The sequence below is a fragment of the Solihabitans fulvus genome (assembly GCF_008386585.1).
Classification (GTDB): Bacteria; Actinomycetota; Actinomycetes; order Mycobacteriales; family Pseudonocardiaceae; genus Solihabitans; species Solihabitans fulvus.
Map to the genome: position 1 here is coordinate 27631 of NZ_VUOB01000046.1, position 15045 is coordinate 42675.

Below are 15045 nucleotides of genomic sequence, written 5' to 3' on the forward strand. Positions count from 1 at the left end.
CCCGGCCACCCCGGCCGCAGCCTGCGTGTGCCCGATATTCGACTTCACCGAACCGAGCCACAGCGGGGAGCCTTCGGCGCGACCGTCGCCGTAGGTCGCAAGGAGTGCCTGCGCCTCAATGGGATCACCGAGGGTCGTGCCGGTGCCGTGCGCCTCGACGGCGTCGACGTCGGCCGGCATCAGGCCCGCGTTGGCCAGCGCCGCACGGATGACGCGCTGCTGCGATGGGCCGTTGGGCGCGGTCAGGCCGTTCGACGCACCGTCCTGGTTCACCGCGCTACCCCGCACGACGGCCAGCACCGGGTGACCGTTGCGGCGCGCATCCGACAACCGTTCCAGCAACAGCATTCCCGCGCCCTCGGACAGGCCGGTGCCGTCGGCGGCGGCCGCGAAGGACTTGCAGCGACCGTCCGAGGCCAGCCCACGCTGCCGGCTGAACTCGACGAACGTGCCCAGGGTCGACATCACGGTGACGCCGCCGGCCAGCGCCAGTCCGCACTCGCCGGACCGCAGCGCCCGCGCCGCCAGGTGCATGGCCACCAGCGAGGACGAGCATGCGGTGTCCACGGTCACCGCGGGACCTTCGAGCCCGAACACGTAGGCGACCCGGCCGGTGGCGATGCTGCCGGCGCTGCCGTTGCCGAGGTAGGGCTCCAGATCGGCGGGCGGGTTCGGCACCCTGGCCGCGTAGTCGTGGTACATCAGCCCCGCGAACACCCCAGTGTCGCTGCCCCGCAGGGAAAGCGGGTCGATGCCGGCCCGCTCGAACGCCTCCCAGGAGGTCTCCAGCAGCAGCCGCTGCTGCGGATCCATGGCCAGCGCCTCGCGCGGCGAGACACCGAAGAAGCCGGGGTCGAAATCGGCCGCGTCGTGCAGGAAACCGCCCGACCACACCGAGGATCGGCCGGCCCGGTCCGGGTCGGGGTCGTACAGTTCCGCCGGATCCCAGCCTCGGTCGGCCGGGAACTCGGAGATCGCGTCGCCGCCCTCGGACAGCAGCCGCCAGAGGTCCTCCGGCGAGCGGACGCCGCCGGGGAACCGGCAGGCCATCCCCACGATCGCGATCGGCTCGTCGCCGGTCGCGGTCCGCGCGGGTGCCTCGGCGCGGTCGTCGCTGCCGGTCGAGTTCGTCAGGAATCGGGCCAGCGCAACGGGGTTGGGGTGGTCGAACACCAGCGTCGCCGGCAGTCGCAGCCCGGTGGCGGCCGCCAGCCGGTTGCGCAGCTCGACGGCGGTCAACGAGTCGAAGCCCAGTTCCTTGAACGCGCGGGTCGGGTGCACGTCCTCGGCCGAGGCGTGCCCGAGCACCGCGCCGGCCTGCGCGCGCACGAGGTCCAGCACGGCGCGGTCGCGGTCGGCGGCGGGCAGCGCGGCCAGTGTCGCGAGCAGTCCGTCGGCCGGCGCGACCGCCGCCGCTGCCCGCCGCGACGGCACCCGGACCAGGCCGCGCAGCACGGCGGGGAGGGTCGCGTCCTGGGTGCGCAACGCGGCGAGGTCCAGTCGCACGGGCAGCAGCACCGGCTCCGGCGCGGCGCAGGCCCGGTCGAACAGCGCGAGGGCGTCGGCGCTGGACAGCGCGGTGACGCCGACGCGCGCCATCCTGGCGAGGTCGACCTCGCGCAGCGCGCCGGTGAGGCCGCTGCGCTGCTCCCACAGGCCCCAGCCGAGCGCGGTAGCCGGCAGTCCCGCCGCGCGGCGGCGCTGCGCGAGCGCGTCCAGGTAGGCGTTGGCGGCCGCGTAGCTGCCCTGGCCCGGTCCGCCGAGCACCGCGGCCGCCGAGGAGAACAGCACGAACGCGGTCAGTGGGAGGTCGCGGGTCAGCTCGTGCAGGGCGAGGGCCGCGTCGGCCTTCGGCGCGAACACCGCCGCCATCCGTTGAGGTGTCAGCGTTTCGACCAGGCCGTCGTCCACCGCGCCGGCCGCGTGCAGCACAGCGGTCAATGGGTGCTCGGCGGGAAGGTCCGCCAGCAGGGCGGCCAGGGCCGCTCGGTCGGTGACATCGCAGGCCGCGACGGTGGCCGTCGCGCCGGCCTCGGCGAGCGCGGCCGTCAGCTCGGCCGCGCCGTCGGCGGCCGGGCCGCTGCGGCTGACCAGCAGCAGGTGTCGCACCCCGTGCCGCTCGACCAGGTGCCTGGCCAGCAGGCCGCCGAGCGTGCCGGTGCCGCCGGTGATCAGCACAGTACCGTCGGGGTTCCAGCTTACCGATGTGTCCACAGTGGACTGTGCGCGCGCCAGTCGCGGGACGCTGGCCTGCCCGGCGCGGATCGCGAACTGCGGTTCGCCGGTGGCCACCGCGGACGGCAGCGCGCGCCGGGATGCCTCGTCGTCATCCAGGTCGACCAGCACGAAGCGGCCGGGGTGCTCCGACTGCGCCGACCGCACCAGACCCCAAGCGGACGCGCCGGCCGGGTCGGGCGACTCGGCCGGCAGCGCGGCCACCGCGCCCGTGGTCACCAGCGTGAGCGGGGCATCGGCCGGCCGGTCCTCGGCCAGCCAGGACTGGATCGCGCGCAGCGCGTCCCCGGCGTCGGACACATCCAGCAGGGTCACCCCGGGGTCCTGGATCGCGTCCACTGCCAGCGGCGCCCAGTCCAGCCGGAACAGCGCGTCGCCGAGGGTGTCGCCGTGCAGCTGCTCGGCGGAGACGGGCCGCGCCACCAGGGATTCCACCGACAGCACCGGCTGGCCCGCGGCGTCGGAGACAGTGACGCTCAGCGCGTCGGGGCCGGCCGGCGCGAGCCGCACGCGCAGCTCGGTGGCCCCGGTGCGGTGCAGCCGCACGCCGGTCCAGGAGAACGGGAGCCGTGCGCGGTCGAGTCCGGTCGCCTCGCCGAAGAAGCCGCCGAGCCCGACACCGTGCAGGGCCGCGTCCAACAGGGCGGGGTGCACGCCGAACCGCGCGGCTTCGCCGCCGGCCGCCTCGGGAAGCGCGACCTCCGCGAACACCTCGTCGCCGCGCCGCCACGCCGCCCGCACGCCTTGGAACGCCGGCCCGTAGCGGAGTCCGAGGTCGGCGAACCGCGCGTAGAGGTCGGTCACGTCCTCGGGCTCGGCCCCGGCGGGCGGCCACTGGGCCGCGTCCGCGTCGGCGGGCGCGTTGGGGCCGGCCGTCAGGACGGCGCTGGCGTGCCGCCGCCACGGCAGGTCGGCCGGGCTGTCAGGGCGCGAGTAGATCCGCAGCGCCCGCCGGCCGGACTCGTCCCGGTCGTCGAGCACGAGCTGCACCTGCACCGCGCCGTCCTCGGGCAGCCGCAGCGGCGCCTCAAGGGTCAGTTCGGCCAGGCCGTGCCAGCCGATCCTGGCGCCGGCCGTCAGCGCGAGTTCCACAAAGGCGGTGCCGGGCAACAGGATCGCGCCGAGCGCCGAGTGGTCGGCCAGCCACGGGTGCGCGGCGAGCGACAGCCTGCCGGTCAGCACCAGGCGGTCGTCGTCCGCGAGGCTGACCTCCGCGCCGAGCAGCGGATGGTCGGCGGCGGTCAACCCGAGCGCGCCGGGATCCCCGGTCAGGGCGACGGGATCGAGCCAGTAGCGCTGCCGCTGGAAGGCGTAGGTCGGTAGGTCGACGCGCCGGGCGCCGGCGTACAGGTCCCGCCACCGCACCGGCACGCCGTGCGCGTGCGCCTCGCCGAGGGACAGCAGGAAGCGGTCGAGGCCGCCGTCGTCGCGGCGCAGCGACCCGACCGCGACGGCGTCCGCGCCGACGGCTTCGACGGTCTCCTGCACGCCCACCGTCAGCACGGGATGCGGGCTCGCCTCGATGAACGCCGAGTGCCCGTCAGCGAGCAGGGCGCGCACGGCCGCGTCGAACCGGACGGTCTGCCGCAGGTTGGTGTACCAGTACTCGGCGTCCAGGCCCGCGGTGTCCAGCGGCGCGCCGGTCACGGTGGAGTAGAACGGCACCTCGGCGGCGCGTGGGGTGATGCCGTCGAGTGCGGCGAGCAGTTCGGCGCGGATCTCCGTCACCTGCGCGGAGTGCGAGGCGTAGTCGACGGGCACCCGGCGCGCCCTGATGTCCCGCTGCTCGCAGGTGGTCAGCAGCTCGTCGAGGGCGTCCGGGTCGCCGGACACCACGGTCGAGCCGGGGCCGTTGGCCGCGGCGATCGACACCCGGCCGGCGAAGGACGCCACCAGGTCGGTCGCGGCGACCGCGGGCAGCGCGAGCGACACCATGCCGCCCCGGCCGGCCAACGCCAGCAACGCCTTGGCGCGCAACGCCACCACGCGCGCGCCGTCGTCCAGCGACAGCGCCCCGGCGACCACGGCGGCGGCGATCTCCCCCTGGGAGTGCCCGACGACGGCGGCCGGTTCGACGCCGTGCGACCGCCACAGCGCGGCGAGCGACACCATCACGGCCCACAGCACCGGCTGCACCACGTCGACCCGCTCCAGGGTCGGCGCGCCGTCGGCTCCGCGTAGCACGTCGAGAACACTCCAGTCCATAAAGGACTCCAGCGCGATCGCGCACTCGTGCAGGCGTTCCGCGAACACCGGCGAGGCGACCAGCAGCTCCCTGGCCATGCCCGCCCACTGGGAGCCCTGACCGGGAAAGACGAACACGGACTTGCGGCCGTCCTGAGCCAGCCCGGTCACGACGCGCGGCGCGGGCTCGCCCACCGCGAGCGCGGCAAGGGCCGTCAACAGGTCGTCCCGGTCCGCGCCGACCAGCACGGCCCGGTGCTCCAGCGCGGCGCGGCCGGCCAGCGACCAGCCCACGTCCAGCGGCGACAGGTCGGGGCTGGCGAGCAGGTGGTCCCGCAGCGCGCCTGCCTGGGCGCGCACGGCGGCCTCGGTCCGCCCGGACACCAGCCACGGCAGCACATCCGGTGGCCGCACGGCCTCGACCGGTTCCGGTTCGGGGGCCTGCTCCAGGACGACGTGCACGTTGGTGCCGCTGATGCCGAACGCGGACACGCCGGCCCGGCGCGGCGCCCCGCTGTCGGGCCACGGCCGGTTGTCGGTGAGCAGCCGCACCGCCCCGGTCGACCAGTCGACGTGCGGCGACGGCTCGTCCGCGTGCAGGGTGCGCGGCAGGACCGCGTGTCGCAGCGCCGACACGGCCTTGATGATGCCGGCCACACCCGCAGCGGCCTGCGTGTGCCCGATGGTCGACTTCACCGACCCCAGCCACAGCGGCCGGTCCTCCTGACGTCCCTGGCCGTAGGTGGCCAGGATCGCCTGCGCCTCAATGGGATCGCCGAGGGTGGTGCCGGTGCCGTGCGCCTCGACCAGGTCCACCTCGGCGGCGGTGAGGCCGGCCGAGGCGAGCGCCGCGCGGATCACCCGCTGCTGCGCCGGGCCGTTGGGCGCGGCCAGCCCGTTCGACGCGCCGTCCTGGTTGGCCGCGCTGCCCCGGACCACCGCGAGCACGGTGTGCCCGTTGCGGATCGCGTCGGACAACCGCTCCAGCACGATGATGCCGACCCCCTCGGCCATGCCCATGCCGTCCGCCGACGCGGCGAACGCCCGGCACCGGCCGTCGGCCGCGAGCGCGCCCTGCCGGCTGAACTCGACGAAGGTGCCCGGGGTGGACATCACGGTCGCGCCGCCGGACAGCGCGAGCGAGGACTCGCCGGACCGCAGCGACTGCACGGCCAGGTGCAGCGTCACCAGCGAGGTGGAACAGGCGGTGTCCACGGTGATCGCGGGCCCGGACAGGCCAAGCGTGTAGGCGATCCGGCCGGACGCGACGCTGGACACCACGCCCGTGACGAGGTGGCCGGACACGGACTCGGGCGCGTACTGAAGCGGTGCACCGTACTCGTGGTAGTTGCGGCCGACGAACACCCCGGACCTGCTGCCGCGCAACGAGGTCGGGTCGATCCCGGCGTGCTCCAGCGCCTCCCAGGACGTCTCCAGCAGCAGCCGCTGCTGCGGATCCATGGCCAGCGCCTCGCGCGGCGAGATGCCGAAGAACCCCGCGTCGAACTCGGCGGCGTCGGCGAGGAAACCACCCTCCCGCACGGCGGACGTGCCGGGATGATCGGGATCCGGATGGAAGAGGCCGTCGACGTCCCAGCCCCGGTCGGTCGGGAACCCGCCGATCGCGTCGCCGCCCGAGGTGACCAGCCGCCACAGGTCCTCCGCCGACCGAACCCCGCCGGGGTACCGGCAGGCCATGCCGATGATCGCGATCGGGTCACGTCCCTGCTCCTCGACCTCCTGGAGGCGTTTGCGGGCCTTGCGCAGGTCCACGGTGACGCGCTTCAGGTAGTCGCGGAGCTTCTGAACGTCCTCGGCCATCTGCGAAATCCCCCAGTGCGTGTGGTCCGTCGGTTCAGCTGTCGCCGAGTTCCTTGTCGATCAGGTCGAACATCTCCTCGTCGGTGACGAGGTCGAGGTCGTCGTCGGAGTCGTTCGTTGGCGTGGGTGTCGCGCCGCCGCCGAGCGCGGCGAGCAGCAGCCGCAACCGGTCGGCGATCTCGGTCCGGTCGCCGTCGGCGGTGCCAGCCAGCGCGGCCTCAAGGCGGTCGAGTTCGGCCAGCGCCGAGCCGACCGGCGCGTCCGCGACCAGGTGCGTGCGCAGGAAACCCACCACGGCGGCCGGATTGGGGTGGTCGAACACGAGCGTCGCGGGCAGCCGGAGGCCGGTCGCCTTGTTCAGCCGGTTGCGCAGTTCGACCGCGGTGAGCGAGTCGAAGCCGAGCTGCTTGAACGCGCGGCCCGCCGGCACACCGACGGCGGAGTCGTGGCCGAGCACGGCGGCGATGTTCTCGCCGACCAACGCGAGCAGCGCCGCGTCCCGTTGGGTGTCGGTCAGCCCGGCGAGACGTTGCGCCAGCGGTGTTTCGCCCTGCGGTTCGCGACCGGCGGCGAGCAGGTCGGCGACCTCGGGGATCGTGTCCAGCAGCGGGCGCGGGCGGGCCGAGGTGAACACCGGGACGAACCGTGCCCAGTCGACGTCGGCGAGCGCCACGGAGGTCTCGTCGTGGTCCAGCGCCTGACGCAGGCCGGCGAACGCGGTGGCCGGGTCGATCAGCGGAAGCCCCTGCCTGGCAAGGTAAATCGGGTCGACGGCGTCCGGGAGCGTGTCGCTGCCCCACACCCCCCAGGCGACCGAGATGGTCGCGCGGCCGCGCGCCCTGCGCTGTTCGGCGAAGGCGTCCAGGTGCGCGTTGGCCGCCGCGTACGCGGCGTGGTCGCCGCTGCCCCAGACCCCGGCGATCGAGGAGAACAGCACGAACGACTCGACCGGATGGTGCGCGAGCACGTCGTCCAGGTGCGCCGCGCCGGCCACCTTGGCGCGCACCACCTCGGCGAACTCGGCGACGGTGAGCGCGGCCAGCGAGTTGAGCTGCATCAGCGCCGCCGCGTGCACGACCGTGCCGATCTCGCAGCCCTCGGCGTCCAGGCCTCGCACCAGGTCCGCGACGGCTGCACGGTTGGCCACGTCGCAGGCCGCGACCGTGACGTGCACGCCGGTCTCGGCCAGTTCGGCGACGAGTTCGGGCATCCCGTCGGCGGCGCCGCCCCGGCGGCTGGTCAGCACGATCCGGTCGGCCCCCGCGTCGGCTAGCCAGCGGGCGATGTGCGGGCCAAGCGCGCCGGTGCCGCCCGTGACCAACACCGTGCCCGTCGGCCGCCAGGTGCGCGCCGGAGCACGGTGGCCGAGCGGCGCTCGGCTGATGCGGCGCACGAACACGCCGCCGGCGCGCACCGCGAGCTGGTCCTCGTCGCCGGGGTCGGCGAGCAGCCCGGCAAGGCCGTGCCAGCCGGCGTCGGCCGGCAGATCGACCAGGCCGCCCCACAGGTGCGGATACTCCAGCGCGGCCACCCGGCCGAGCCCCCACTGCTGGGCCTGCACCGGGCTCGCCGGCGACTCCGCGTCCGACACGCCGACCGCGCCCCTGGTCACCGACCAGACCGGCAGCCGCGCGCCGCTGTCGCCCAGCGCCTGCACCAGGATCAGGCCCGCTGCGATGCCGCCGGACACCGTCGGATGCTCGGGATGCGGTTCCTCGTCCAGTGCCAGCAGGGAGAGCACGCCCGACAGACCGGGCGCAGCCGCGATCGCGTCACCGAGCTGGTCGGCCAGCGCGACTCGCTCGGCCTTGCCCGCGTCGACCAGGAGTTCCGTGACGGCCGCGCCGCGCGACTCGAGGGCGTGCCGGGCGGCCGCCGTGTCCTCGGTGGCCGGCGCGATCAGCAACCACGTGCCGGACAGTCGCGCCGAGTCGCTCGGCTCGGGAGCCGGCTGCCAGGTGACCCGGTAGCGCCAGCTGTCCACTGTGGACTTGCCTTGTCTGCGTTGCCGCCAGGCGGTCAGGGCCGGCAGCACCTGACCGAGGGCCGCCTCGTCCACGTCGAGGGTGCCGGCGAGTTCCACGGGGTCGGTTGCGGCCAGGTCCGTCCAGAAGGTGTCATCCTCGGGTCGGCGCTCCTGCTCCAGCCAGAACCGCTGACGTTGGAAGGGATAGGTCGGCAGCTCGACGCGACGCGCGTCGGCACCGGCGAACACCGCGAGCCAGTCGACCTCGGCCCCGTGCACGTGCGCGTCCGCCAGGGACAGCAGGAACCGGGCAAGGCCGCCCTCATCGCGCCGCAGCGAGCCGAGCACCACGGCGTCGTCCAGCCCGGCGCTGTCGATCCGTTCCGCGATGCCCACGGTCAGCACCGGATGCGGGCTGACCTCCACGAACACCCGGTGACCCCGGTTCAACAGGACCTCGGTCACCTCGTCGAACCGGACGGTCTGCCGCAGGTTGGTGTACCAGTACTCGGCGTCCAGCGCGGCGGACTCCACCCACGCCCCGGTGACGGTCGAACAGAACGGCACCTGCGGCTGCTGCGGGGTGATTCCGGCCAGGGCGGTCAGCAGTTCGTCTCGGATCTCGGCGACCTGCGGCGAGTGCGACGCATAGTCCACCGGCACCCGACGCGCCCGAACCTCCCGACGCTCGCAGCAGGCCAGCAACTCGTCCAGGGCATCCGGATCACCCGACACCACCGTCGAACCGGGACCGTTCACCGCGGCAACCGACACCCGATCACCAAACGGCGCGATCAACTCTCCGACAACAGCGGCGGGCGCCGCCATCGACACCATGCCGCCACGACCGGCCAACGCCAGCAACGCCTTGGCGCGCAACGCCACCACCCGCGCGCCGTCGTCCAACGACAACGCTCCCGCCACCACCGCGGCCGCGATCTCACCTTGGGAGTGCCCCACCACTGCGGCAGGCTCCACACCACACGAACGCCACAGCGCCGCAAGCGACACCATCACAGCCCACAACACCGGCTGCACCACATCCACCTGATCCAGGCTCGGCGCGCCTTCTTCGCCCTGCAACACTTCGAGCAACTTCCAGTCTACAAAGGACTCCAGAGCGACCGAACACTCACCCAGACGCTCCGCGAACACCGGCGACGACACAAACAGATCCCGCGCCATCCCAACCCACTGCGAACCCTGACCAGGAAAGACGAAGACCGTGCGCGTCTCGTCGGCGGCTCGCCCGCTCACCTGGCCGTCGGCCGCGCGACCGGCGGCCAGGGCGGTCAAACCACGCAGCAGCCCGTCGCGGTTCTCGGCCACGAGCGCGGCCCGATGCTCCAGGGCGCTCCGGGTGGTGGCGACCGAGTACGCGAGATCGACCGCGCGGAGTTCGGGTCGACTCTCCACGTGCGAGAGCAGCGTCGCTGCCTGCGCGCGCAACGCGGTGTCGCTGCCGGCCGACAACGGCACGACGACCGGCCTCGTCTCGGCGGGCTCGACGGCGGGCCGCGCGGGCAGTTCGGGGGCCTGCTCCAGGATGACGTGCGCATTGGTGCCGCTGATCCCGAAGGCGGACACGGCCGCCCGCCGGGGCGCGTCGCCTACGGGCCAGTCCCGTTGTTCGGTGAGGAGGGCGACCGAGCCGGCCGACCAGTCCACATGCGGGGTCGGCTCGTCCACATGCAACGTCCTCGGCAACACACCGTGCCGCAACGCCTCCACCATCTTGATCACACCAGCCACACCCGCAGCAGCCTGCGCATGACCAATATTCGACTTCAACGACCCCAACCACAACGGCCGCTCCACCGACCGACCCACACCGTAAGTCGCCAGAACCGCCTGCGCCTCAATCGGATCACCCAACGTCGTCCCAGTCCCATGCGCCTCCACCACATCAACCTCAGACGACGACAAGCCAGCACCCGCCAACGCCGCACGAATCACCCGCTGCTGCGCAGGACCATTCGGCGCAGCCAACCCATTCGACGCACCATCCTGATTCACCGCAGAACCACGCAACACCGCCAACACCCGATGCCCACTGCGCACAGCATCAGACAACCGCTCAACCAAAACCACACCAACACCCTCAGCCCAACCAGTGCCATCCGCCGACGCCGCAAACGGCTTACACCGCCCATCCACCGACAAACCCCGCTGCCGACTGAACTCCACGAAGGTCGACGGCGTGGACATGACCGTGACACCGCCGGCCAGCGCCATCGTGCATTCGCCTGCCCGCAGCGCCTGGGCGGCGAGGTGCAGCGCGACCAGGGATGAGGAGCAGGCCGTGTCCACGGTGACGGCGGGGCCCTCCAGTCCGAACAGGTACGACACGCGGCCGGTGGCGACGCTGCCCTGGGTGCCGGTCAGCAGGTGGCCCTCCAGCGCCTCGGCCGACTCCGCGAGCCCGGTCGCGTAGTCGTGGTACATCAGCCCGGCGAACACCCCGGTTCGGCTGCCGCGCAACGACTTCGGGTCGATGCCGGCGCGCTCGACGGCCTCCCAGGAGGTCTCCAGCAGCAGCCGCTGCTGCGGGTCCATGGCCAGCGCCTCGCGCGGCGAGATGCCGAAGAAGTCCGCGTCGAACTCCCCTGCCTCGTAGAGGAAGCCGCCGCGTCGGGTGGCGGAGGTGCCGGTGCCCTCGGCCGGATCGAACAGCGCGGCCAGGTCCCACCCCCGGTCGGTCGGGAAGTCTCCGATGCCCTCGCGGCCTTCGGCGACGAGTCGCCACAGGTCCTCCGGCGACCGAACGCCGCCGGGATAGCGGCAGGCCATGCCGACGATGGCTATCGGCTCGTCGGACGGCGTTGCGGATGCCGGAGCCGCCATGTTCTGCGTTTCGGCCAGCAGGAACCTGGCCAGTGCGGCCGGCGTCGGATGGTCGAACACGACGGTGGACGGCAGCCGACGCCCGGTCGCGGACGCGAGCCGGTTGCGCAGCTCGACGGCCGTCAGCGAGTCGAAACCCAGCTCCTTGAAGGCACGGTCGGACCCGATCAGCTCCGGCGAGGCGTGCCCGAGGACCGTCGCCACCTGAGCCCGCACCAGGTCAAGGACCGTGCGCTCGCGATCGGCCTTGGCCAGGCCGACCAGCCTGCCGGCCAACGGATCCGCGCCGGACGGCTGGGTTGCGGCGGCTCGACGCGCCGGGGTGCGGACGAGGCCGCGGAGCACGGCAGGCACCGGCTGGGTGCCCGGCGCGGCGAGGTCGAGTCGCGCGGCGACGAGGTGCGGCGTCCCGGTCCGTTGCGCCGCGTCGAACAGCGCGAGGCCGTCCGCCGCCGCGAGCGGCAGCACGCCGGTCCTGGCCATGCGGACCAGGTCGGTCTCGGCGAGGTGGTCAGTCATGCCGCCCTGCTGCGCCCACAGGCCCCAAGACAGCGACTGCGCCGGCAGTCCCGCCGCGCGACGGTGTTCGGCCAGCGCGTCGAGGAACGTGTTGCCGGCGGCGTAGTTGGCCTGTCCCGCGCCGCCGAGCGTGCCGACCACGGAGGAGAACAGCACGAACGCCCGCAACGGCAGGTCGCGGGTCAACTCGTGCAGCGCCAGCGCGGCGTCGACCTTCGGCCGCAGCACCCCGGCGAGACGGTCCCGCGTCAGCGAGCCGAGCACGCCGTCGTCGAGCACCCCGGCGGTGTGCAGCACGGCGGTGAGCGGGTGCGCGGCCGGGATCGCCGCCAGCAACGCGGTCAGCGCGGTGCGGTCGGCCACGTCGCAGACCGCGATCGTCACCGTGGCACCGAGTTCGGTCAGCTCGTCGTGCAGGCGCGCGGCGGCGTCCGTGTCCGGGCCACGCCGGCTGGCCAGCAGCAGGTGCCGGACGCCGTACTCGGTCACCAGGTGACGGGCGAACAGCCCGGACAGCGCGCCGGTGCCACCCGTGATCAGCACGGTTCCCGTTGCGTCCCACTGCTCCCACTCATCCGAGATCGACCGCGCACCGACCAGCCTCGGCACGGACACGCGGCCGGCCCGGATCGCGAGTTGCGGCTCCCCGGTGGCCAGGGCCACGGGCAGTGCCGTGGCCGACTCGTCCGTTCCGTCGAGGTCGACCAGCCCGAACCTGCCGGGATGCTCGGACTCGGCAGACCGGATCAGGCCCCACACCGGGGCGTGCGCGAGTCCGGGTACCGCGTCGGCCGGTGTGGCCGCCATCGCCCCGGTGGTCACGAAGACGAGCCGCGTGTCGGCGTGGCGCTCGTCGGCCAGCCATGCGGTGACAAGATCCAGCGCCCACCCGGCCACTTCGCCGGGCTCGACCTGCGGGCAGTGCGCCGCCACCACCTCGGGCGCCGGGGCTCCGCCGGCCAGCACCTCGCCGAGGGCGGCAAGATCGGCAAACCTCGGCACGCCAAGGCTTTCGCCCCCGAGGGTGACCCAGCGAACCGGTGGCGCGGTGGGGAGGGGCAGCGGCGTCCAGTCGAGCCGGAACAGCGCCTCGCCGGCCACTCCCCCGGCGCCGCGCAGCCGCGCCACGGGCACCGGGCGCAGCGTCAACCGGGCCACCGAGGCCACCGGCGCGCCGGCCGGGTCGGTGAGTCGCAGCGACACCGCGTCCGGCCCGGCCGGAGCGATCCGGACGCGCAGCGCGGTCGCGCCGGTCGAGTGCAGACGGACACCCGTCCAGGCGAACGGCAGGGCCGTCGTGCCCGGTTCGGCCGCCGGGAGGACGCCGCCGAGCAGCGCGGCGTGCAGCGCCGCGTCCAGCAGCGCAGGGTGCACGCCGAAGCCGTCCGCGCCACCGGCCGCAGTCGGCAGCGCGACCTCCGCGAAGATCTCCTCGCCGCGCCGCCACAGGGAGTTCAGCCCCTGGAACGCGGCCCCGTAGTCGTAGCCGAGCGCGGCCAGACGCGGGTAGCCGTCGGTCAGATCGACCGCGTCGGCTCCGGTCGGCGGCCACGCGTCGAGATCGCTCGTCGGCGCCGTGTCGCCCGTCGCGAGCCGCCCGGTCGCGTGCTGGGTCCACGGCGCGCCGCCGACACCGGCCGACCGGGAGTGCAGGCTGACCGGCCGCAACCCGTCCGAGTCCCGGCCGCCGACCGCGAGCTGCACCTGGACCGCGCCCTGCGCGGGCAGCAGCAGAGGCGCGTCCAGCGTCAGCTCGTCGATTCGATCGCAGCCGGTCTCTTCGGCGGCCCGCAGCACGAGTTCGACGACGGCCGCGCCCGGCAGCAGGACCGTGCCGGCGACGGCATGGTCGGCCAGCCACGGGTGGGTGGCGAGCGACAGCCGCGCGGTGAACAGGTGGCCGTCGGCGTCGACCAGCGGCACGGACGTGTCGAGCAGCGGGTGCTCGGCCCTGGCCAGGCCGAGCTTGGCGGGATCGCCCGCGTTGGCAACGGGATCGAGCCAGTAGCGCTGCCGTTGGAACGCGTACGTGGGCAGGTCCACGCGCCGGGCGCCGGTGAACAGCCGGTCCCACCGCACGGGTACCCCTCGGGTGAACGCCTCGCCGAGCGACAGCAGGAACCGGTCCAGGCCACCCTCGTCCCGGCGCAGCGACCCGACGGCGACGGCGGGCGCGTCGCCGGCCTCGATGGTCTCCTGCACGCCGACCGTGAGCACAGGGTGCGGGCTGACCTCGACGAAGACCGTGTGCCCAGCCGCGAGCAGCGAGCGGGTCGCCGCCTCGAACCGGACGGTCTGGCGCAGGTTGGTGTACCAGTACTCGGCGTCCAGTGTCGCGGTGTCCATCGCCTCACCGGTGACCGTCGAGTGGAACGGCACGTCCGATCGGCGCGGGGTGATTCCGGCCAGGGCGGTCAACAGCTCGTCGCGGATCTCGGCGACCTGCGGCGAGTGCGAGGCATAATCCACCGGCACCCGGCGCGCCCGAACCTCCCGACCCTCGCAACTGGCCAGCAGCTCATCGAGGGCATCCGGATCACCCGACACCACCGTCGAACCGGAACCGTTCACCGCGGCAACCGACACCCGATCACCAAAAGGCGCGATCAACTCCCGCACCACGTCCGCCGGTAGCGCGACCGACACCATGCCGCCACGGCCGGCCAACGCCAGCAGTGCCCGCGACCGCAACGCCACCACGCGCGCGCCGTCAGCCAACGACAACGCCCCGGCCACCACCGCCGCCGCAATCTCACCTTGTGAATGCCCCACCACCGCGGCAGGCTCCACGCCGCACGAACGCCACAACGCCGCAAGCGACACCATCACAGCCCACAACACCGGCTGCACCACATCCACCCGATCAAGAGTCGGCGCGTTCTCCTCGCCCCGCAGCACCTCAAGCAACTTCCAGTCCACAAAGGACTCCAGAGCGGTCGCGCACTCACCCAGACGCTCCGCGAACACCGGCGACGACGCCAACAGTTCCCGCGCCATCCCAACCCACTGCGAACCCTGACCAGGAAAGACGAACACGGTCGAGCCGCGTCCTGCTGTCCCGATGGTCAGGCCGGGCGCGTCGCGGCCGGCCGCCAGCGCGCCGAGCTGCGCGTCGAGCTGGTCCCGGTCGCGACCGACCAGCACCGCGCGATGCTCCAGGGCGTGCCGGGTGCCAAGCGTGTGGCCGATGTCCTCGGGCCGTAGGTCGGGATCGGCCACCAGGGCGTCGCGGAGCCGGCCAGCCTGGGCGCGCAGCGCGTCGGCGGTCCGCGCCGCGAGAACCCACGGTACGACCGTGTGCCGTTCTCGTTGCGGTGCGGCCGGTTCGGGAGCCTGTTCCAGGATGACATGCGCGTTGGTGCCGCTGATCCCGAAGGACGACACGGCCGCCCTGCGCGGACGTCCGTGCTCCGGCCACTCGCGCTGTTCGGTGAGGAGGGCGACCGAGCCGGCAGACCAGTCCACATGCGGGGTCG

The 15045-nt window shown here is 73.7% G+C and carries 2 protein-coding genes (1 of these 2 only partly in view); both read right to left on the minus strand.

Features of this window, described 5'->3' with window-relative positions:
* Nucleotides 1–6240 carry the 5' portion of a type I polyketide synthase gene (locus F0L68_RS25170; protein ID WP_149852271.1) on the minus strand. Its footprint begins 4233 nt before the window's first position, so the window shows 6240 of its 10473 coding nt (coding positions 1–6240); the start codon lies at nt 6238–6240; its stop codon lies beyond the left edge, outside the window.
* A gap of 34 nt (nt 6241–6274) precedes the next feature.
* Nucleotides 6275–15045 (minus strand): type I polyketide synthase (locus F0L68_RS25175; RefSeq protein ID WP_438672316.1); only part of this gene is annotated, 8771 nt, incomplete at its 5' end.